The following is a 21,157-nucleotide window of genomic DNA, read 5'->3' on the forward strand; positions in this document are numbered from 1 at the left end:
CGGACAGTCGGCTTTCATGAGTCTTTTCATGCCCTTAGGCTTATCAGATGCGACATCGATTCTACTTAAAGGCTTGAGATTCATACATAAATCGGCTCATGAAAATCCCGATTTTTACGCCTCGTTAACGAATTCGCTGGACAGCGCGAATCACTTTTGATTCATTGATGATATTCGGAGGTGGCGTATTCCGAATCACTTCACTCGCAGGGAATTCACGAGGGACCATTATATGGCGAGCACCGACGCGTATGGCGCGCCGGCGGGAACGCATTGCGAATCCGGTCGGAAAAGAAGGAAAGGCAGGCTCTCGGGCCATGTCAGTCTTCTTGCTGGCCCGGCCTATGGCAAGTTCATCTCGATCGAGCCTGTCCTTCGCCGCCTCGTTCCCGCGCTCATCATCATTTTCCTGATTATTCTGGGCGTGGCGCGCGTCTTTTCGATGCTCGCATGGCGCGAGGATATCGAACAGCAGCATAAGGCTTTCCTGTCGGCGGCAACGGCCAATCTCGCGCAGATGATCGAACGGGTCGCCAACGGCACCGATGCCGGGGCGCAGATCGCTGCAAAGGACATTCAGGACACGATGGCGGAATTTCGCTCGCGCGGACTGTCATCCTCGAACATGACGCTCGCCGTCATCGACCCGCAATCCTCCGTGGTGGCGGCATCCGGCCCGCTTTCCGACCTGTCCGACAAGCCGGTCGATACGATCCTTTCGGACGCGCAGCCGCTGTTCCTGTTTGCAGAACGCGCGGGCGTGCTGAAAGTCACGCTACAGGGTGAACCGGCCTATGGCGCCCTGTCGAAGCCGATGACCCTGCCCTATTCCGTCATCGCCATCGAGCCGGAAAGCACCATCTTCGCGGAGTGGCGCCGGGCCGTATCGCTCAATGTGACGCTCTTTGCCGGGACTACGGGCGTCATGTTTGCCATTCTCTATGCCTATTTCAGCCAGGCGGCGCGGGCGCGTGAGGCCGACGATCTTTCCGGCCAGATCCAGCGCCGTATCGATCTGGCGCTGGCGCGCGGTCGTTGCGGCCTGTGGGATTGGGACATGGCGCGGGGCCGCATCTACTGGTCGCGCTCCATGTATGAGATGCTGGGCTATGAAGCGCAGGATGCGGTGCTACCTTTCGGCGATGTGGCGGCAATCATCAATACGGAGGATGGCGACCTCTATTCCATCGCCGAACAGGCCGCAGCCGGTGACATTTCGCATGTCGACCGCGTCTTCCGCATGCGCCATGCCGATGGGTCGTGGGTGTGGATGCGGGTCCGCGCGGAAATTGCCAGCGAAGGCGATCTTCATCTGGTCGGCATTGCTTTCGATGTCAGCGAGCAGCACCGCTTTGCGCAGCAGACGGCAGAAGCCGACATGCGCATCCGCGAGGCCATCGAAAATATTTCGGAAGCCTTCATCCTGTGGGATTCCAACAACCGCCTCGTCATGGCGAATTCCAAGTTCAGCGAATATGCCGGTCTTCCGGTGTGGACGCTGAAGCCCGGCGTGCCGCGCAACGAAGTCGACGCCCATACGCGCCCCTTCACCTTTGAACGCCGCATGGCCAATGAGCACAATCGCGCCGGTGGCCAGACCTTCGAGCGGCAGTTGAGCGACGGGCGCTGGCTTCAGGTCAATGAGCGCCGCACGCAGGATGGCGGTCTTGTCTCCATCGGCACCGATATTACCCAGCTCAAGCTGCATCAGGAACGTCTGGTTGACAGCGAACGCCGCCTGATGGCGACCATTCACGACCTGTCCATTGCACGCAAGGGCGAGCGGGACCGCGTGCGCGAACTATCCGAGCTTGCCCGCAAATACGGTCAGGAAAAGGAACGCGCCGAGGCGGCGAACCGCGCCAAGTCCGAATTCCTCGCCAATATGTCCCATGAGCTGCGCACGCCGCTCAATGCCATCATCGGCTTCTCGGAAATGATACAGGCGGGCACGTTCGGCCCGCTCGGTTCCGACCGTTATGAGGAATATATCAACGACATCCATACGAGCGGCAACTTCCTGCTCAACGTCATCAACGACATTCTCGACATGTCGAAGATCGAGGCCGGGCATTTCTCGCTCGACCGAGAGGAAATCGACCTCTGCCCGCTCATCAACGAAACGGTGCGGATGATCTCGCTACAGGCGGACGAGAAGAATATCGCGGTCAATACGCGCATCGAAGATGCGATGCAGCTTTATGCCGACCGCCGCGCGATCAAGCAGGTGCTGATCAACCTTCTCACCAATGCGGTGAAGTTCACGTCCTATGGCGGGCAGATCACGGTGCGCGCGCGCAAGACCGGCTCGGCCCTTTTCATGACCATTCAGGATACCGGCGTCGGCATCCCGAAATCGGCGATCAAGAAGATCGGCCAGCCCTTCGAGCAGGTGGAAAACCAGTTCACCAAGACCCATACCGGCTCGGGCCTCGGGCTTGCCATCACCCGTTCACTGGCCGAGCTTCACGGCGGCTGGCTTCGCATCCGCTCGACCGAAGGCGTCGGCACGGTAGTTTCGGTCTGCATCCCCGATCGCAAGCGCGGCCATGTCGGCAATCACAGCACGAAAACCCACGCCGCCTGATTAGAGCGGCTCCAGTTAAAACAGAACTGCTGGAACCGCTCTAAGTCTTTATTTCATTGCATTATCCCACGCAAAACCGCTTCGCACTTTTGCTGGAAATGCTTTGTTTCATCGCATTATCCTACGCATCGAAGCGGGAATAGAAATCAGTCCAGTGAACTGATTTCCCCGCGTAGACGCTTCGCACTTTTGGCTCGAAAATGCTCTAGATATTCAAAAGCTTTTCAAAACTTGTCCGCACGTCCACGGCGACTTCCGCCAGATGATGCTCCACGCGTTTTATATCCGGCATGTCGGCCGCACGGCATAAAAGGTCGATCATGCCGGGTATGAATTCCTCGCGTTTGGCATCGCCGCCAAGACACAGGCGGATCGTCTGGCTTAAATTGGTATAGAGGCGGTGCGCGCCGACAAGATTATCGGCAAGCGCCGGGTCTGCAAAAGACGGGTCGAGGGCGGACAGGATTTCCTCGGTGCCCAGGGGGCGCGGTTTCCGGTCGAGCTTGTTTGCCAGCACGGCAAATTGCGCAATGAATTCCAGATCGACAATACCGCCGGGCTTCAGCTTGAAATCCCAATCGTCTGCCGGGGGCTTTTCCTGATAGATGAGGTCGCGCATCTCGCGCACATCCTTGGCGATCTTCTTCACATCGCGCGGCGCGGACAGAACCGCGTCGATCTCGCCTCTGATCTGATCCATGAAGGCCTCGTCGCCATGGATCGGGCGCGCGCGGGTCAGGGCCATATGTTCCCATGTCCAGGCTTCCGTGCGCTGATATTTGCCGAAGGATTCGATATGGGTCGCAACAGGCCCCTTGTTGCCGGAGGGGCGCAGCCGCATGTCGACTTCGTAGAGCACACCTTCCGCCGTCGGCGCGGAAAGCGCCGCAATGAGCCGCTGCGTCAGGCGGATATAATATTGCGACGGCGCCAGCGGCTTTTCGCCGTCGGATTCATCCGTCTCCCTGTCGTGATCGTAAAGCAGGATCAGATCGACATCGGAACCGGCGGTGAGTTCGCGGCTGCCAAGTTTGCCCATGGCCAGAAGCGCGACCTTCGCGCCCTTGACCTTGCCGTGGCGTCGCTCCAGTTCGGCTTCGACCACCTCGAATGCCTTGCCGATCATCAGTTCGGCCAGATCGGAAAAAGCCCGGCCAGCGCGCACGCCATCGATCGCGCTCGTCAGCAGGCGGATGCCGATCAGAAAGCGATGCTCGGCAGCGAAGATGCGCAGCCGATCCAGCACCTCCTCATAATCGGTCGCAGGCCCCAGAAACACGCGCAGGCGCTCTTCCAGATAGGCGCGCGTCGGCATTTCGGAGAAAATCGCCGGATCAAGCAGACCGTCGAAAACATGCGGATTGCGGGTGATGATTTCGGCAAGCCGGGGCGCGGCGCTCATAATCATCACGAGCAGGTTCAGGAGGCGGGGGTTGGATTGCAGCAGGCTGAAAAGCTGGATGCCCGCAGGCAGGCCTTTCAGAAAACCGTCGAAACGCAAGAGCGCCTCGTCTGCGCGCTTCGTTTCGGCAAAGGCCTTGAGCAGAGCGGGCGTCAGTTCGGTCAGGCGCTCCCGCGCTTCTGCCGATTGCGTGGCGCGATACCGCCCGAAGTGCCAGGTGCGGATCACGCGGCATATATCGCTCGGGCGCTCATAGCCCATGGCGGCAAGCGTCTCCAGCGTGCCCGGATCGTCCACATCGCCGGTAAAGACCAGATTGCCCGATGCGCTTCCAAGCTCGGGAGCCTGCTCGAACAGCGCCGCATAGTGTTTTTCCACGACCTTGAGCGCGTCGAGAAAAACATCGGAAAAGGCTGACGGATCGGCATAGCCCATCATATGGGCGACACGGGCAAAGCCTTCGTCGTCCTCCGGCAGGATATGCGTCTGCTCGTCGGCAATCATCTGGATGCGATGCTCGACATCGCGCAGGAAATAATATTCCTTCGCCAGGGCATCGCGGGCCGTCTCGGTGATCCAGCCCCGTTCCGCCAGTCGCGCCAGCATCGGCACCGTCTGGTTGCCGCGCAATTCGGGAAAGCGTCCGCCAGCAATCAGCTGCTGTGTCTGGACGAAGAATTCGATTTCGCGGATGCCGCCGCGCCCCAGTTTTACATTATGGCCGCGCACGGCAATATCGCCATGGCCCTTATGGGCGTGAATCTGGCGCTTGATCGAGTGCACATCGGCAATGGCCGCATAATCGAGATATTTGCGCCAGACATAGGGCGACAATTCCGCCAGCACCTGTTTGCCGGATTCGCGGTCGCCGGCGACGGGCCGCGCCTTGATCATGGCGGCGCGCTCCCAGTTCTGGCCACGCCCTTCGTAATAATGAAGGGCGGCGCCAACGGGAATGGCGAGCGGCGTCGAGCCGGGGTCCGGGCGCAGGCGAAGATCGACGCGGAAGACATAGCCGTCACCGGTGCGGTCCTGCAAAATGCGGACAAGGCGGCGCGTCAGCCGTGAAAAGGTTTCAACGCATTCATACGGGTCGCCGATGGCCGGTCTGGTTTCATCGATGAAGATGATGAGATCGATATCGGAGGAGTAGTTGAGTTCGCGCGCGCCGAACTTGCCCATGCCAAGAACGATCCAGCCACTGTCCTTGTCGGGCTGGTTGCGGTCGGGAAGTTTGATCTTGCCCGCGCCATCGGCATCGAGCAGCAAAAACCGGACGGCAGCGCCCGTGCAGGCTTCGGCCAGATCGGTAAGCCAGCCAGTCGTTGCCTGCGTATCGAAAATCCCGGCAAGATCGCAAAGGGCGATCAGCACATGCGCCTCGCGTTTCAAGACGCGCAAGCTGGTCATGAGCGCGGCTTCCGTCACGTCCTCACTTGCAGCACAGGCCGCGATTTCCGCCAGAATATCCTTCAACGCCGTCTGCGGCGTTTTGGCCACGATGCGGTCGAGAATGCGCGGATGGCGGGTCAGCGCCTCACGAATGAATGGAGAAAGATCAAGAACGGCGGAGAAAAAGCGCGCAGCTTCCGCCTTCTGCAACAGGGTCACGACGCCCGAAATGTCCTCTTCGCGGGCGCGTGCGGCAAGATCGGCCAAGAAGGTTTCCGCCCTTGCGGGATCAAGCGGCGTCAAAGCACGAATATCGCTGTCGAAAAACAGTGCCTCTGCGTTTTCTGCCGCCATGATCCCCTCTTATGTCACGTCATTACAGCAGGGCGCTAAGATGCCAACGCTATCCAAACCCTGGAAATGCTCAATCGCCGCACGGGCTTATACCCAAGTCTCGATGAGGCAAACTCAACGAGACTTGGTATTATTCGACCTTGTCCGAGGGCAACGGAAACTCCAATACGGCGCACAGGCCCGGATCATTGCCTTCCAGACGAAGTGCGCCACCGTGCAATTTCATCACGGCCTTGGCAAGACTTAAACCGAGGCCCGAGCCGGGTTGCGTGCGGCTTTCCTCAAGGCGGACAAAACGTTCCGTCGCCTGTTCGCGTTTTTCTTCAGGAATGCCGGGTCCGTTGTCGGCAACGATGATGCGGACCCAGTTCAGGTCACGTTCCATCAAAAGGTTGACTGTCGCCGTCCGCTCGTCGCCGCCCGCATATTTGATTGCATTGTCGACGAGATTGGAAATCGTCTGCCCGACCAGTTCGCGATTGATGTGAAGCGCGACCTCGTCAAGCTCGCCAAGGGCGAGGCTCACACCTGCATCCTCGGCAACGGGCTCATACATTTCGGCCACGTCGCGCAGGATCGGCGCAACCGGCATGTTTTCCAGACTTTCGGACGAATAGCCGGCTTCCAGACGCGAGATCATCAGGATTGCGTTGAAGGTGCGGATCAACTGATCCGACTCGCCAATGATATCTTCGAGCGCTTCCCGATATTCCGGCCCGGCCTTCTTGCCGGAAAGCGCCTCTTCCGCACGGTTGCGCAGGCGCGTCAACGGCGTCTTGAGATCATGCGCGATATTGTCGGAGACCTGTTTCAGCCCCTCGTTCAATTCAAGAATTCTGCCGAGCATGACATTGAGATTGGCCGACAGGCGGTCGAACTCATCGCCGGAACCATTGACCGGAAGCCGGCCCGTCAGATCGCCATCCATGATGCGCTGTGACGCCGTCGACACGTCATCGATGCGTTTCAGGGCACGCCGTCCGACAAAGAACCAGATCAGCAGCGCTCCAACGCCCATGATGCCGAGAGCCAGCATCAATGACTGGCGGATGATATCGCGGAACAGCTCCGGTTCACCGAGATCCCGGCCGACAAGAAGCCGCATGCCGTTCGGCAATGCGATTACGACGGCGATGGCGCGATGCTCCGTCTCGGTGCCCTGCTCGCCATAACGGCGATATCTGAAACCGCGCTCGATGACGCCATCCGTATCCAGAACACCCGGTTCCACGCTTTCTACATTGCCCGCAAGGATGCGGCCTGTCGGGTCGGCGACCAGATAGAGATAGGCGCCCGGCTGGCGCGAACGATAGTCGATGGTGCGCACAAGCTGCGGAATGCCGCCGCGCGCATAGCTTTTGCCGATGCTGGCGATTTCCTCGCCCAGCGACTGCTGGGTCTGCGCGGCCAGCATGGAGGCAGACAGATTGGTCATGTAGAAGACCAGCGCGACCGCGCCGACGATGAACAGCAGCAGATAAAGCGTCGACAGCCGGACGGCGGTTGTGCGCATGAGCGCTGAAAAGCGGCTCATCAATCCACCTTGGCGGCTGCGGATTGCTTTGCCCGCCCTGCTTTCAGCATGTATCCCGCGCCGCGTACCGTGTGAAGCAGCGGGACATCGAAGCCCTTTTCGATCTTCGAACGCAGGCGCGAAATATGCACGTCGATGACGTTGGTCTGCGGATCGAAATGATAATCCCAGACATTTTCAAGCAGCATGGTGCGCGTGACGACCTGTCCGGCGTGGCGCATCAGATATTCGAGAAGCCGGAATTCGCGGGGCTGGAGCGTGATATCCACATCCTGACGGCGCGCGGTATGCGCAAGCCGGTCAAGCTCCAGATCGCCGACGCGGTAGATCGTATCGGCCTCGCGCGGGCTGGAACGGCGTTGCAGCACTTCCACGCGGGCCAGAAGCTCGGAAAATGCATAGGGTTTGGTCAGGTAGTCGTCACCACCGGCGCGAAGGCCCGTGACGCGGTCATCCACCTCGCCCAGAGCGGAAAGGATCAGGACCGGCGTTTCCATGCCCTTGGCGCGCAAACCGGCCACGACGGACAGGCCATCGCGCTTCGGCAGCATGCGGTCGACGACGAGAACGTCGTAGCTTCCATTTTCGGCCAGCGCATAGCCGGTCTCGCCGTCACCGGCGATATCGGCGGAATGTCCGGCCTCGGTGAAGGCCTTCTCCAGATAGCGGGCCGCTTCGCGGTCGTCTTCAATAACGAGAATCTTCATGGCGCTACTATACTACCGTTTGATGAAAGGCGATGCCAGGCGGAGAACCGCCTGGCATCGGATTGCGGAACCTTCAGAGGCTGGCGAACATCACCCCTGATCGATCGGCAGGGCCACGAAGCGGCTCTGGTCGTTGCTCTGCAATTGCAGCAGCACTGCCTTGCGACCCGACTTGGCGGCTTCGCTGATGGCTTTGTCGATGTCCTTGGCGCTCTTCACGGTCTGGTTGTTGACGCTCACAATGATGTCGCCGGAACGGATACCACGGTCAGCGGCGTCGCTGTCCGGATCGACATCGGTGACGACCACGCCGTTACCGTCTTCGGACGGGGTCACGGTCAGGCCATAGGAGTCGAGGGTCTCGTTCTGGCCACCGCCATTGTCGCCCGAAGGACCGGTCGACTTGCCGAGATCGCCCGGCATCGCCTCGATGGTGACGCTGATTTCCTGGGCCTTGTTCTTGCGCCAGACGGTCAGCGCCGCCTTTTCGCCGGGTGCAACACCGGCGATCTTGCGCGCCAGATCACGCGGGTCCTGCACGGTTTCGCCATTGACAGCGGTAATCACATCGCCGGACTGGATGCCGGCCTTGGCAGCCGGGCCGTCCTTCTGCGGCGAAGCGACGATTGCGCCCTTTTCTTCGGCAAGACCGAGCGACGCGGCAATATCCTTCGTCACCGGCTGTATCTGGACGCCGATCCAGCCGCGTTCGACCGAGCCCTTCTTGATGAGCTGGTCAACGACCTGTTTTGCGGTCGAGGCCGGAATTGCAAAGGCAATGCCCACGCTGCCGCCCGAAGGCGAGAAGATGGCGGTGTTGATGCCGATCACCTGGCCGGACAGATTGAAGGCCGGACCACCGGAATTGCCCTTGTTCACGGCAGCGTCGATCTGGATGAAGTCATCGTAAGGACCGGCGCCGATATCACGGCCACGGGCCGACACGATACCGGATGTCACCGTGCCGCCGAGGCCGAACGGATTGCCGACAGCCACGACCCAGTCGCCGACGCGGATCTTGTTGTCGTCACCGAATGCGACATAGGTGAACTTCTTCTTCGGATCGTTGACCTTCAGCACGGCCAGATCGGTGCGCGGATCGGTGCCGATCAGCTTGGCGTCGAGTTCCGTGCCGTCGTCCATGACAACGCTATAGGCGTCGCCGTCGGAAACGACGTGATTGTTGGTGACGACATAGCCGTCTTCGGAAATGAAGAAGCCTGACCCTTGGGCAACCGGGCGTTCATGCCCCGGACGGGGGGCGCGCTTGCTGCGGCGATCCGGGCGGGCATCGGGACGGGCATCGCCACGCGGGTCCATGCCGAAATCACGGAAGAAGCGCTTCAGCGGATGATCGTCCGGAAGCTGGTCGAAGCCGGGAGGGCCCGAGAACTGGCCGCCGCGATCGGCGGTCTGCTGCACGTCCTTCTTGACACGAACGCTGACGACAGCCGGACGAACCTTCTCAACCAGATCGGCAAAACCCGCGGCCTGCGGCGGCGGCGTTACCTGCACGGCATCCGCGCGGGCGTCGTTGAGCGCCCCGAGCGGGCCGGTCGCGACAAAACCACCGGCGAGAACAGCCGAAAGTGCAATCGCGGCAACGCCCTTGCGATAGTTGGAAATCCTGGCTCTGGACATGTATTTCTCCTTACGAGCAGTAATCCGGCCGCCGCCCTGAACCTTCAGGAAATGCAGGCCTGTGAAACCTTTATAGAGCGCAAGATAGACAGGGCTACCTTACCGCCCGGTTTCCGCAACATGAAAGTTTCGTAAGGTTGCCGGTGCCGGTCACGGGCGACGGACGGTCATTTGCTGTCCAGCAGGCGCGAAAGTTCCGCCTTTTCGCTTTCCGTCAGCGGCTTTTGTGCTTCGCCGGCCTGTCTCCGCCCGCGAAAGGCAAAAATCAGGGCCACCGCGCCAATCAGAAGCACGACGACGGGAAAACCCCACAGAAGCACGGTGCGCGCATTGAGGCGCGGCTTCAAAAGCACGAATTCGCCGTAACGGTCGACGATGAAATCCATCACCTGTTCGTCGCTATCGCCCTGTTTCAGCCGGTCCCGCACGAGAATGCGCAGATCGCGGGCAAGCTCGGCATTGGAATCGTCGATGGATTCGTTCTGGCACACCATGCAGCGCAATTCGCCGGAGATGGTGCGGGCGCGCTTTTCAAGCGCCGGATCGGGCAAAACCTCGTCCGGATTGACCGCGAGCGCCGCAGTTCCCTGAATGGCCAGGGCCGCGCCAAGCAGAAATGCCGCACATGCCGAACGCATCCTCATGCCGCAGCCTCCGCATCCTGTCGGGTCGACTTGCGGCTGCGCGACGGCGCGCCCACCCGCAGGCGACGATCCGCCAGCGAAAACAGCGCTCCCGCCATCATGACAAGCGCGCCATACCAGATGAGCGTCACATCCGGCTTCCACCAGATACGCACCACGACCGATCCATCGCCCGGCTCGTCGCCAAGCGCGACATAGACCTGGCTGAACCACAGCGTTTTGATGCCTGATTCCGTCGTCGGCATCTGGCGGGCCGGGAAGAAGCGCTTGGACGGCTCGATCTGCCCCAGGCTGCGCGAACTGGAATCGAGCAGCGTGAAGGTGCCGCGATTTTCGGTAAAGTTCGAGCCGGTCAACGGGCGAAGCCCATCGAAGCGTAGCAGGTATTCCTGCACCTTTGCTGTATCGCCCGGACGCATGACAAGCACATTTTCCGTGCCGAAGGTGGTCACGCTCACAATGCCGAGCAGTGTCAGGCCAAGTCCGATATGGGCCAGCGCCGTGCCGAACACCGAGCGCGGCAAGCCCTTGAAGCGGGCAAATGCCTTGCTGGCGGAAACCTTGCCGATACCGGCCTTGAGAACGAGGTCGGTCAGGCTGCCGAAAACCAGCCATGCGGCAAGTCCGATTCCAAAAGCGGCCAGAACCGATTTTGCCGATGTGTTCCACAAGATGATCGCCACGACCAGAAGCGAGAGCGCGAAGGCCGTCATAAGCCGCTGCGCCACACCGTAGAGATCGCCACGCTTCCAGGCGAGCAGCGGGCCGAAGGGAACCGCAAACAGAAGCGGGATCATCAGCGGGCCGAACGTCATGTTGAAGAAGGGGGCGCCAACGGAAATCTTGTCGCCGGTCATCACTTCCAGAAGCAGCGGATAAAGCGTGCCGATCAGCACGGTCGCGGCGGCTGTCGTCAGGAACAGATTGTTGAAGACAAGCGCGCCTTCGCGCGAAATCGGGTGGAAGATGCCGCCTGCCGTGAGGCTTTGCACGCGAAGCGCAAAGAGCGACAGCGAGCCGCCGATGAAGATGGCAAGGATTGCCAGAATGAAAAGGCCGCGCCCCGGATCGGTGGCGAAGCTGTGCACCGAGGTCAGAACGCCGGAGCGGACAAGGAAGGTGCCGAGCAGCGACAGCGAAAAGGTGAGGATCGCCAGCAGCACGGTCCAGATTTTCAGCGCCGAGCGCTTTTCCATCACGAGGGCGGAATGGAGCAAGGCTGTCCCCACCAGCCACGGCATGAAGGATGCGTTCTCGACCGGGTCCCAGAACCACCAGCCGCCCCAGCCAAGCTCGTAATAGGCCCAGTAGGAGCCCATGGCGATGCCGCCGGTCAGGAACATCCAGGCCACGAGCGCCCATGGACGCACCCAGCGCGCCCATGCAGCATCGAGACGGCCCTCGATCAGCGCCGCCACGGCAAAGGAGAAGCACACCGAAAAGCCGACATAACCCAGATAGAGCAGCGGCGGGTGGATTGCGAGGCCGATATCCTGAAGGATCGGATTGAGGTCGCCGCCCTCCATCGGGGCCGGAAAAATGCGGGTGAACGGGTTCGACGTGAAGATGATGAATGCCAGAAAGGCAACGCCGATCCACCCCTGCACGGCAAGGACATTGGCGCGGAGCGTTTCAGGCAGATTGCCGGAAAATGCCGCCACAAGCGCGCTGAAGAAGGTGAGAATGAACACCCACAGCAGCATGGAGCCTTCGTGATTGCCCCAGACGCCGGTGATCTTGTAGAGGAGCGGCTTTTGCGAATGCGAGTTCTCGACCACATTGAGGACCGAGAAATCCGACACGACATAGGCATGGACCAGCACGGCGGATGCAAGGCAGATCAGCGCGAAGACGGCAATGGCGGTAGGCACCGCGACGGCCATAAGCTGTGTGTCCCGGCGATGTGCGCCGACCACCGGCACGACCGATTGCACAATCGACAGGGCCAGAGCCAGAACCAGGGCAAAATGGCCGATTTCGACACTCATCCGCAATCTCCCTCGAACACAAGGCTTTCCGGTGCCGGGCAGCCAAACGTCATTTGCCTTCCCATACGCCCTTTTCCTTCAGGCTGTCGGCAAGATCCTTGGGAACGTAATTCTCGTCGTGCTTCGCCAGAACATTGTCGGCACGGAAAATCCCGTCGTCTCCAAAGCGCCCTTCGGCGACGACGCCCTGCCCTTCGCGGAAGAGATCGGGGGGAATGCCCTCGAAAACGACCTTCACGGTCTTGATCGTATCCGTCACCGTGAAACGCAGTTCGCTGCCCTCGCGGCTGACGGAGCCCTCCTCAACCAGACCGCCGAGACGAAACCGCGAGCCGGAGGCCATGTCCTGTTCCGTCAGGTCCGCCGGCGTGCGGAAAAACCGTATATCCTGGCTGAAGGCCATCAGCATCAGCCCGACCGCCACGGCCAGAACCACCAGCGCGCCGCCGATCAGGAACAGGCGCTTGCGCTTTCTCCGGCTGACGGTGCGGGCGAAACTGCCCGCCGGTTGGGTGCTGCGTGCATTGTCGTCTGCGGTCGCGCTCATTTTGGTGCGTTCCCAGTTTGAAGTTCCAGTCCAAGACCGGCCGCGAAACTCTCAAGATTCGACCGGCTTTCGCCCTGAAGGGCCGTCATGCCGCGATTGAGAGCGTCCAGCGCCTGATCGCGGCGGTTGAGGATCATATAGGAGCGCACAAGGCGCTTCCAGCCGTCGACATCCCCGCCGTTCTGGCGAAGACTTTCATCCAGACGTTGAACCATGCCTTCGATCATCGCCTGACGGTCTTGCGGGCTGAGCGTCGAAGCGGCATCGACATCGTCCGCCGTCGGCCCTTTCGGCTGCTGTTCGCCGCCGGAAGCAGCGCCGCGAAGCCGGGCAATCGACTGCTCGATCTGGCCGCGCCACGGCGCATCCGCGGGCGCCTTGTCGAGAAACGCCTGCAGGCGGTCGGCGGCTACATCCATGCGGCCATCCTGCATCTCGCCCTGCGCGAGATAGAATTGCGGCCGCACATCGTTCGGTTCGAGATCGGCGGCCTTCCTGAAAAAGCTTTCCGCCTCGGCGGTCACGGTGCCGCCCGAAGCGGTGGCCAGCGCTTCGCCCAATCCCAGAACACGCGGGAAATTCTCACCGGCGATGCGGATGGAACTGCGATAGGCATTGACGGCATCGCCCGCGCGGCCAAGCCGCAGATAGATCGGCGCCAGCACATCCCATCCGCGCACATCGCCCGGATTTTGCGCCAGATGCGCCTCGGCCCGCGCCACAAGCTCATCGACGGAGCCGCTATTCGCATTGGCTGAAAGCCGTTCGGCCAGCGGCATGGACGGCATGTCCGGCTTGCCGAACAGCGGATAGATGCCCCAGGCGACCAGCGGCACTGCGAGCACGGCCAGAAAAGCCAGCAACCGGCCCGGCGCCGCCTTGCCGGCGGCATCCGCGGCTTCCCTGCCCGCCTTTTCAGCATTCAGAATGCGACGCGAAATTTCGATGCGCGCCTGTTCGGCGCTCTGCGGGTCGATCATGCCGCGCGCCGCATCGGCCTCGACTTCGCGCAACTGATCCCGATAAACCTCAAGATCGTTCTTTTCAGCAGGCAGGAATGCCTGCTTGCGCCGCGTGAGAGGCAACAAAACAGCCAGTGTGGCCGCCAATGTCAGTAATGCTGCGATAAGCCAGAAATCCATGGCTACGACTTAAGCGCTGCCAGGGGAAAAACCAACCAATACCTGCGTTAAGTTGCCGACTAGGGCAATTCGCCGCAAAGGCGGGCGTCAGGTCAACGGCGTCCAGCTTCCGTCCGGATTGCGACATGCCGTTCCGCGGGCTGTCTGCTGCGTTCCGCCGATGGTGAAGCTGTGCGAATATTGGCGGCAATTCTGGGAGCCGACCTGATAGGGCTGCGCCGCCGTCACGTCGCCGGAATTCGATCCGCTGCCGCTCCACGATACCGCCTTGCCCGCCGGTGAATATTCAAGCGCACGATATTCAGCCTCCAGCGCCTTCCTGCGGTCGGCTGCGCTCAACTGATTTGCGGAACTGCCAAGCAGGCCATTGCCGAGCGATGCCAGCAGGCTGGTTTCGGGCTTTTGCGCCGCAGAACCGCCGCCGCCCAGCGAACCGAGACCCGTGCCCTTGGTCGTGCCGCAAGCCGACACTGCAAGCGCCACGGCAAGCATCGCGGAAGCAACGGAAACGGGGCGAGAAAACCTGGATACCATCATCATAACAACCGGCCTTCATAAACGATTAGCATGCACATAAGTGGCTTTTTCAACTTAATCTTCTAGTGTGGTTTCGGCCAAACACAACAGTCAATCTTCCGTCATCGGCAGCACGACCCGGACGCCGAGCCCCCCCAGAGAACTCTTGCCCAGATGCAGGCTGCCGCCATATTCGCGGACGGTATCCTGCACGATGGCGAGCCCCAGTCCGGTTCCCGGTTTCGTTTCATCGACACGGCTGCCGCGTTTCAGCGCCGCCTCGATCTTGTCCGCCGCCAGGCCCGGCCCGTCATCTTCTATCAGGATTTCAAACTGGCGTTGCTCCCCAGAAATGACGGCAAGCCCGATATGGATGCGTTTGCGGCCCCATTTGCCGGCATTTTCCAGCAGATTTCCGACGATTTCCTCCAGATCCTCCCGTTCGCCGGCAAAAACCGCGCCGGGAAGATCATTCCGAAAGGTAACGCTGAACGCCGGGTTGAGTTTCGCCGTCACGCGCTGCATGCGCTCCAGAACCGGCGTCACCGGCGTGCGGAACACGACGCTGTCGCGTTGTGCTGCAATGCGCGCGCGCTGCAAATAATGCTGGATCTGCACCTGCATCGCCTCGCTCTGTTCCTGCACGATGCGCCCATGTTCGCCGCCCATGCTCCGCGCCTCGTTGACCAGCACGGAAAGCGGCGTCTTGAGGGAATGCGCCAGATTGCCGACCTGTGTTCGCGACCGCTCGACGATGCGGCGATTATTTTCGATGAGCGCGTTCATTTCGGTCGCGAGCGGCGCAATTTCGACGGGCAGCGATGCGTCGAGCTTCGACGAGCGCCCCTCGCGAATATCGGCCAGCGCCTGACGCACCTTGTCGAGAGGCCGCAGGCCGAACAGAATCACGGCGGCATTGATGAGGATACTGCCGATGCCGAAGATCGCCAGATAGATCGCGAGGCGGGTTCTGAAATCGGATATCTCCTTCAAGACCTCGCTGAGATTGCCCATGACGCGAAAGCGCGCCACACGGTTGGCATTGTCCAGAACCACTTCCGTTTCAACGATGAAGAGCTCCTCGCCGTTGAGGCCGGGCAAGGTGTAGCTGCGCATGAACGAACTGTCGAAGGGGGCCTGCGCCACCGGCATTTCCGGCACGATGCGCCCGAGCATCGAAGGCGATTGCAGCTTTCCGGTGAGATTGGGCGTGACGGGATCGACGGACCAGTACCAGCCGGAAAGCGGGCTCGAATAGCGCAACTCGCCCAGTTCCGGGCGTCCCTGCAATGCGCCCTCGCCGGACGTGCTGACAGCGCCGACGAGGCTGAACAGATGGGCGGTCAGCAGGCGTTCGAAATTGCTGCGCGCGGCCTCGCCATAAAGCGATCCGATGACGGTTGCCACCACCACAAGCGCGACGGCGACCCAGATCGTGGACAGGGTGACGACGCGGACTGCAAGCGAGCGCAGCGGAGGAAAAACCCGGAGAAGCTTCAGCTGTCACTGCCTTTCATGTCGCCCCCGGCCTCCCCTTCCGAGCGGATGCGATAGCCCATGCCGCGCACCGTCTCGATCAGATCGACACCCATCTTCTTGCGCAGGCGACCGACAAAGACTTCAATCGTGTTGGAATCGCGGTCGAAATCCTGATCGTAGAGATGCTCGACCAGTTCGGTACGCGAAACCACCTCGTCCATGTGATGCATCAGATAGGACAAAAGCCGGTATTCGTGCGAGGTGAGCTTGAGCGCGATCCCGTTGACGCTTGCCTTCGACGTTTTCGTGTCGAGATAAAGCGGCCCGCAGACGAGTTCCGACGATGCATGGCCAGCCGCACGGCGGATCAATGCGCGCAGCCGCGCCAGCACTTCCTCGATATGGAAGGGCTTGGCCACATAGTCGTCGGCGCCGGCATCGATACCGGCGACCTTGTCGCTCCAGCGGTCGCGGGCGGTGAGCATGAGAACGGGCATGGTGCGCCCGCTGCGCCGCCAGCGCTCCACGACGCTGATGCCGTCCATGCGCGGCAGGCCGATGTCGAGCACCACGGCATCATAGGGCTCGGTGTCGCCGAGATAATGACCTTCTTCGCCGTCATAGGCGCGGTCGACCACATAACCGGCAGCAGCCATTGCTTCGGAAAGCTGCCGGTTCAGGTCCTTGTCGTCTTCAACGATCAGGATTCGCAAGCGGACATTCTCCCTCAATCCATAAAGAACAGCGACAACAGCCGCTGTTATTGAGCGGGAACGGCCACTTCCACGCGGCGCGGACGCTCGCCATCGCGGCCGGGCACGAGCACCACGACCACGCACATGGGGCGGCCGTTCTGGGTCGTGGCGGTTGCCTTGGCAAGCTGGCCGCCCTGCTGGACAGCCACCTGTTCGCCGATCGCCGCGCAATCCCCGGCGGCGGCGACAACAAGACTGGACTTCTGCGGCGCAGTGATCGGCAGGGCACCGGCATCGACCGGCGAGAAGCCAATACTAACCGCGAGAAGCGCGAAAACTTTGAGTGCAGGGTTCTGTTTCATCATGCCGCCTTGTATAGCGCCCCACAGCTGAACGATGCATGAACAACCATTCCTCTTCCGGGCCCAAAGGAAAATTCTGCCTCTGACTATCACGCTTTGTAAAATTATGAAATGCGTGAAGTTGCTCCGATACGCCCGATTATCGTAACAATTCCGGCAATTGCGGTCGCCAGTTGCAGCAGAACATCCGTCAGCGCGCCCTGGTCGATCACATCGGTCGCCACACCGAAAATGCCCGCAAGCGAGAGAAAAAGAGCGACGAAGCCAGCCCAGACCGTGCGCGAAAGATACCAAGATTTATCTGCGTTCATAATTTTTCCTGTCAGTTGTCGATTGCCGGGATATCGAGATGCGCAAAATCGCCCGGCCCGCTTTTTGCGCCCATCATTGCGACACGAAACTGCAATGCCGCACCGGGTGCCGCCCCGAATGCCATATTGCCGAGATCGGCCTGTCGTTCCGCCGCGCCATAAATCCATGACGGCGCGGATGTCTGGCTGCTTCGGACCAGCGTGTCGTTCCGCCAGATTTCGATGCGATAGGCCTCGCGCTCCTCGCCAAGCGGAATATCCTCACCAAGCCAGTTATCGGGCCAACCGTCGGCATCGATCCGCCCGCGCCTGATCCAGTTGAAGGACAGATCGACATTCGCCAGCCGCACCAGCTTCAGATGAACCGGGCTCAGCGGACTTAAGCCCCGCATACCGCCGCTTGTCCGGACCGTATCGAAATAGTCATCCGAAAAGGCCTTGCCCGCCGTTCCGACACGCCAGTTCAGTTCAAGCCCGATTTCCGGGATATGCAAACCGGCTGGCACAACCGCGCCGTCCAGCAAGATGAAGGGTGTTTCGGCTTCCTTCAGGGCGGATGCCGCCCGCTCTGTCCCCAACTGTCCGCGCAAAAGGCGCGTCAGTTTCCAGCGGTTCTGGCCTATTTCCTCAGCCTCCAGAAACTGGAACACCTCCCATTCGCCATTCGGTGCCCGCAGCAGGCCCGTATTGGCTCCATTCAATATCTGCGCCATTGGCCGCGATTGCAGCTCGCCTGCATAAAGCGCAAGCTCGACCGACTGCCCCTCGATCAGGCGTCCGCTCGGAGCGCCTTGCAGCGGCGCGGTCAGTTCCCCCATGATGGCCCGGTCCTGCACGATGGCGCGCTCCGCAAAGCCGTCATCCGAAGGTGACGCGAATACAGCCGCGCCGCGCCACGGCCTTGCATGGCAGGCGATGCGGAATTGTCCGGCGGGCTCCTCCGTGCCCGGCCAGAGCGGCAGATCGATCATGTGAAAGATCGGCTTCATATCGAGAGCCGGACCGCCGCCGGGACTGGTCGGCGTTTTGCCGTGATCGGCAAAGGCGATGTTCGGCGCCAGCGCCACGGCGCGGACAGTACGAACCTCTCCATCGTCCAGACCCGTGACAACATAGTTGCGCGCGCCGCCCACAATGCCAAGCCGCACGCGGTCGCCGACATGAAGGGCCGCCATCGACCAGGGCAGCGCGAAATCCGCCGAGCGCCGTTCCGCATGGCGCCGTGCCATCCATGCTTCGGCGAGCGCCGTTGCCTGCCCCTGTTCCATGACGCCGGAAAGGCTCAATGTTTCCGTGCCCTGTCCCTCCGCACGACGCACCGAAGCCCCGGCAATCTGGAAATCGCGCAGCGGATCGTTACAGTAAAGCTCGGCCACGGAGGGCAGATCGCCGCGATCCTCGATGGTGACGGTAAGCGCCTCCCGATCCTCCGGTTGGACGAAATCAGGCAGGGCGAGCACCGATCCCGCACGGGTGATGCTTTTGAAGATGAAGCGCCCGGCCTGTTCAAACCCGTGAACGCCGAAGACATTCAGAAGCGGCTCCAGCACGCCCCGCGCGCTCGATGGCTCACTGATCACAAAGCCGGAAAGAAAGCCATCGGCACCGGCGCAATCGGCTTCCGGCAGGCCGAAATCCTTGAGGATGCCAGCGATCAGCTCATCCAGCGACACACCGCTGATGCGCCCGTTCAGCCAATGGCCGAGACGCCAGTTTTCCGTATCGCCCCATATATCGGCAGCGAGCGGAAACTCCGGGAACGGCCTCGTGTCCCACGACCACAGATAGATGCGATCCATATCCAGCATCGGCCCGCCATAGAGCGGGGAAACGGGATTGTTGTCCTGCCAGTGGCGGTAATGCGCGCGCACAAAGCGGTCCATGCCGATATCCGCGCGTGATCCGTTGGAAAAATACGGCGTTGCATTTTCCGACGATTTCGGATCGGGAAAGACATTCGGCTGGTTCGGCCCCTTGTCGACGGCGGGACAGCCAAGCTCCGTGAACCAGAAGGGCTTCGACTGCGGTATCCACGCCGTCGGCTGCGCGGCTTCGCCCCCCGCGACGCGGTTATAATGCCGGTTGCTCCACCAGCCTTCCAGGTCCTTGTAGCGATAGACCCATGGCTTGCCCGCCAGACCGTCCGTAATGGGCGAACGCCTGCGGGCCGCGCGATCCCCGGCATTTGCATAATACCAGTCATAGCCCTCGCCGGAGGCCAGCTGAGCCGCAAGGCCATCGAGATCATAGGCCGTCGCAAACCCGTCCGGGTTGCCATTGTCGAGATCGCTGTCACGCCAGTCGGCAAGCGGCATATAATTGTCGATCCCGATGGCATCGATGGCCGGGTGCGCCCAGAGCGGGTCGAGATTGAAGAAAAGGTCGCCGCTGCCATCCTGCGCCTGATAGCCGAAATATTCCGACCAGTCGGCGCCATAGGTGATCCTGCAACCATTGCCGAGCTTTGCCCGCATGTCGGCGGCAAGCGTGCAAAGATGCGCGACGAAGGGAAAACTCTCCTGTCCATCGCGGATGGCGGTCAAGCCACGCAGTTCCGATCCGAGCAGAAAGGCATCGACGCCGCCCGCCCGCCGGGCCAGATCGGCGCAATGGTTGAGAAAGCGGCGATAGCCCCATTGCCCATCGACAAAGGCCCGCACCTCTTCGCCCGCGGCAGGCGTCTTGTCGGGCGATCCGGCGACGCCGACCGCAGGGTGACAGGTGATGCGCCCGCGCCATGGATAGGCAGGCTGGCCAATGCCGCCATAGGGCGACGGCAATTGATTGCCTTCCGGCACATCCATCATGATGAAAGGGTATAAAGTTACCTTCAGCCCACGCGCCTTCGCATCGCGAATGGCGGCAATCACCGTCTGGTCGGATGGCGTTCCACCATAGGCAGCGCCCTTGCCGCTTGTGGAAATGAGATGGGCCGTCGCCCGCGTCACATTTTCCACCGCCCACGCATGGCTGGGCTTACGGGCTGAAAGCGCGGTGACGCCCGGCCTGATCCGGCAGGAACCGGCGCGCAGATCATCGCCGAACCATGGCAGCACAATCGCGACATGGCGCAAGTCCGGACAAAGCGCCTGCAACTCGTCCATCGAAGCCGCCCAGTCGCTGCGGGCGCGCAAGATATTGCGGTTGATCCAGCGCTTCTGACCGGCAAGCGGTTCATCGCTCACCGGATCGGGCGACAGTCCGAATTCCGTCGAGCCGGGGATCAGCGCCACCGCCCGGATGGACCCTGCAACCTTGCCGACAGGCCGCATCACCTCGAACTGGAACTGCGGCAGGCGATTGCCGAACCTGTCGAGCGGAATGCGCTCGAACACCACATAGGCCGTGCCGCGATAGGCGGGCGCGTTGCCTGCCCCCTGTTTCGCCTCGATCAGCGGATCGGGCGCCTGTGTCTGCGTGCCGCGATAGATGCGCATTTCAATCTCGGTGAGATCGAGTTCCTGCCCATCGGCCCATATGCGGCGAATGCCAGCGATCGAACCTTCCGCGACCGCATAGGCGGCATTCCCGAAATAGCTGTAGCTGGTGACTTTCGGCCCACCCTTGCCGCCCTGGCGTTCCGTCGTCTTCCGTTCCTCGAAGCGGGTCGCCCAGATGAGCGTGCCGGAAACCCGAACCGTGCCATAGACAAAGGGCAGAGCCGCCCCTTCCTCCGCCGTGGCGACACGCCCGCCATTCAGGCGCGCGCCCTCGACATGGCGTGTGGAATTGATGAGCGCATTGTCGATGGCATAGCCGCCCATCGCGCCAAGACCGGCGCCGATAGCGGCACCGACAGGCCCGAAAATGCCGCCGACCGCAGCACCCACCGCCTGCAAAACAATTGTGGCCATGT

Annotated in this window: 15 protein-coding genes; 1 reads left to right on the forward strand and 14 read right to left on the reverse strand. The window is 61.2% G+C overall.

Going from position 1 to position 21,157, the window contains the following annotated elements; genetic code table 11:
• Positions 1–232: 232 nt before the first annotated feature.
• The gene (locus AVM02_RS13130; protein ID WP_411507377.1) at positions 233–2,587 is read left to right on the forward strand and encodes a PAS domain-containing sensor histidine kinase; all 2,355 of its coding nucleotides are present in this window, start codon (positions 233–235) and stop codon (positions 2,585–2,587) included.
• A 205-nt stretch (positions 2,588–2,792) separates the two neighbouring features.
• Here AVM02_RS13130 and AVM02_RS13135 read toward each other — a convergent pair whose 3' ends face one another.
• The 14 genes from AVM02_RS13135 to AVM02_RS13200 form a co-directional block, all read right to left on the reverse strand.
• Entirely contained in the window at positions 2,793–5,735 is a 2,943-nt protein-coding gene (locus AVM02_RS13135) for a bifunctional [glutamine synthetase] adenylyltransferase/[glutamine synthetase]-adenylyl-L-tyrosine phosphorylase (RefSeq protein ID WP_411507378.1), read from the reverse strand.
• A gap of 130 nt (positions 5,736–5,865) precedes the next feature.
• On the reverse strand, positions 5,866–7,272 hold the full coding sequence (locus tag AVM02_RS13140; protein ID WP_411507379.1) for an ATP-binding protein: 1,407 nt from the start codon (positions 7,270–7,272) through the stop codon (positions 5,866–5,868).
• Positions 7,269–7,976 (reverse strand): response regulator transcription factor, encoded by a 708-nt coding sequence (locus tag AVM02_RS13145; protein WP_104755461.1) that lies wholly within the window; start codon positions 7,974–7,976, stop codon positions 7,269–7,271. Before AVM02_RS13145 ends, AVM02_RS13140 begins: the two co-directional genes overlap by 4 nt.
• A 90-nt stretch (positions 7,977–8,066) precedes the next feature.
• A complete protein-coding gene (locus AVM02_RS13150) occupies positions 8,067–9,617 on the reverse strand; it encodes a DegQ family serine endoprotease (protein ID WP_411507380.1) in 1,551 nt (516 codons plus the stop codon).
• A gap of 167 nt (positions 9,618–9,784) precedes the next feature.
• Positions 9,785–10,261, reverse strand: coding sequence for a cytochrome c-type biogenesis protein (locus AVM02_RS13155; RefSeq protein WP_411507381.1), 477 nt, complete (start codon positions 10,259–10,261; stop codon positions 9,785–9,787).
• Entirely contained in the window at positions 10,258–12,249 is a 1,992-nt protein-coding gene (locus AVM02_RS13160; RefSeq protein ID WP_411507382.1) for a heme lyase CcmF/NrfE family subunit, read from the reverse strand. The genes AVM02_RS13155 and AVM02_RS13160 overlap by 4 nt, the downstream gene beginning before the upstream one ends.
• Before the next feature lie 49 nt (positions 12,250–12,298).
• A complete protein-coding gene (ccmE, locus tag AVM02_RS13165) occupies positions 12,299–12,796 on the reverse strand; it encodes a cytochrome c maturation protein CcmE (protein WP_411507383.1) in 498 nt (165 codons plus the stop codon).
• Entirely contained in the window at positions 12,793–13,938 is a 1,146-nt protein-coding gene (ccmI, locus tag AVM02_RS13170) for a c-type cytochrome biogenesis protein CcmI (RefSeq protein WP_411507384.1), read from the reverse strand. The genes ccmE and ccmI overlap by 4 nt, the downstream gene beginning before the upstream one ends.
• A gap of 87 nt (positions 13,939–14,025) precedes the next feature.
• A complete protein-coding gene (locus tag AVM02_RS13175) occupies positions 14,026–14,478 on the reverse strand; it encodes a hypothetical protein (RefSeq protein WP_411507385.1) in 453 nt (150 codons plus the stop codon).
• Positions 14,479–14,565: 87 nt separating this feature from the next.
• Positions 14,566–15,897 (reverse strand): ATP-binding protein, encoded by a 1,332-nt coding sequence (locus AVM02_RS13180; RefSeq protein WP_411507466.1) that lies wholly within the window; start codon positions 15,895–15,897, stop codon positions 14,566–14,568.
• 53 nt (positions 15,898–15,950) lie between these two features.
• The gene (locus tag AVM02_RS13185) at positions 15,951–16,646 is read right to left on the reverse strand and encodes a response regulator transcription factor (RefSeq protein WP_411507386.1); all 696 of its coding nucleotides are present in this window, start codon (positions 16,644–16,646) and stop codon (positions 15,951–15,953) included.
• Between the two features lie 47 nt (positions 16,647–16,693).
• Positions 16,694–16,990 carry a hypothetical protein gene (locus AVM02_RS13190; RefSeq protein ID WP_411507467.1) on the reverse strand — a complete coding sequence of 99 codons (297 nt, stop codon included), beginning with the start codon at positions 16,988–16,990 and terminating at the stop codon, positions 16,694–16,696.
• Positions 16,991–17,094: 104 nt separating this feature from the next.
• Entirely contained in the window at positions 17,095–17,301 is a 207-nt protein-coding gene (locus AVM02_RS13195; RefSeq protein WP_411507387.1) for a hypothetical protein, read from the reverse strand.
• An 11-nt stretch (positions 17,302–17,312) separates the two neighbouring features.
• The gene (locus tag AVM02_RS13200; RefSeq protein WP_411507388.1) at positions 17,313–21,155 is read right to left on the reverse strand and encodes a glycoside hydrolase/phage tail family protein; all 3,843 of its coding nucleotides are present in this window, start codon (positions 21,153–21,155) and stop codon (positions 17,313–17,315) included.
• Positions 21,156–21,157: the final 2 nt, after the last annotated feature.

It is taken from the genome of Brucella anthropi (assembly GCF_046630315.1).
In the GTDB taxonomy this organism is placed as follows: Bacteria; Pseudomonadota; Alphaproteobacteria; order Rhizobiales; family Rhizobiaceae; genus Brucella; species Brucella anthropi_A.

Bases quoted from the DNA above. Each gene is read 5' to 3' on its own strand.
- AVM02_RS13130 (WP_411507377.1), top strand. From the start codon at position 233: ATGGCGAGCACCGACGCGTATGGCGCGCCGGCGGGAACGCATTGCGAA.
- AVM02_RS13135 (WP_411507378.1), bottom strand. From the start codon at position 5,735: ATGGCGGCAGAAAACGCAGAGGCACTGTTTTTCGACAGCGATATTCGT.
- AVM02_RS13145 (WP_104755461.1), bottom strand. From the start codon at position 7,976: ATGAAGATTCTCGTTATTGAAGACGACCGCGAAGCGGCCCGCTATCTG.
- AVM02_RS13150 (WP_411507380.1), bottom strand. From the start codon at position 9,617: ATGTCCAGAGCCAGGATTTCCAACTATCGCAAGGGCGTTGCCGCGATT.
- AVM02_RS13155 (WP_411507381.1), bottom strand. From the start codon at position 10,261: ATGAGGATGCGTTCGGCATGTGCGGCATTTCTGCTTGGCGCGGCCCTG.
- AVM02_RS13160 (WP_411507382.1), bottom strand. From the start codon at position 12,249: ATGAGTGTCGAAATCGGCCATTTTGCCCTGGTTCTGGCTCTGGCCCTG.
- ccmE (WP_411507383.1), bottom strand. From the start codon at position 12,796: ATGAGCGCGACCGCAGACGACAATGCACGCAGCACCCAACCGGCGGGC.
- ccmI (WP_411507384.1), bottom strand. From the start codon at position 13,938: ATGGATTTCTGGCTTATCGCAGCATTACTGACATTGGCGGCCACACTG.
- AVM02_RS13175 (WP_411507385.1), bottom strand. From the start codon at position 14,478: ATGATGATGGTATCCAGGTTTTCTCGCCCCGTTTCCGTTGCTTCCGCG.
- AVM02_RS13190 (WP_411507467.1), bottom strand. From the start codon at position 16,990: ATGAAACAGAACCCTGCACTCAAAGTTTTCGCGCTTCTCGCGGTTAGT.
- AVM02_RS13195 (WP_411507387.1), bottom strand. From the start codon at position 17,301: ATGAACGCAGATAAATCTTGGTATCTTTCGCGCACGGTCTGGGCTGGC.
- AVM02_RS13200 (WP_411507388.1), bottom strand. From the start codon at position 21,155: ATGGCCACAATTGTTTTGCAGGCGGTGGGTGCTGCGGTCGGCGGCATT.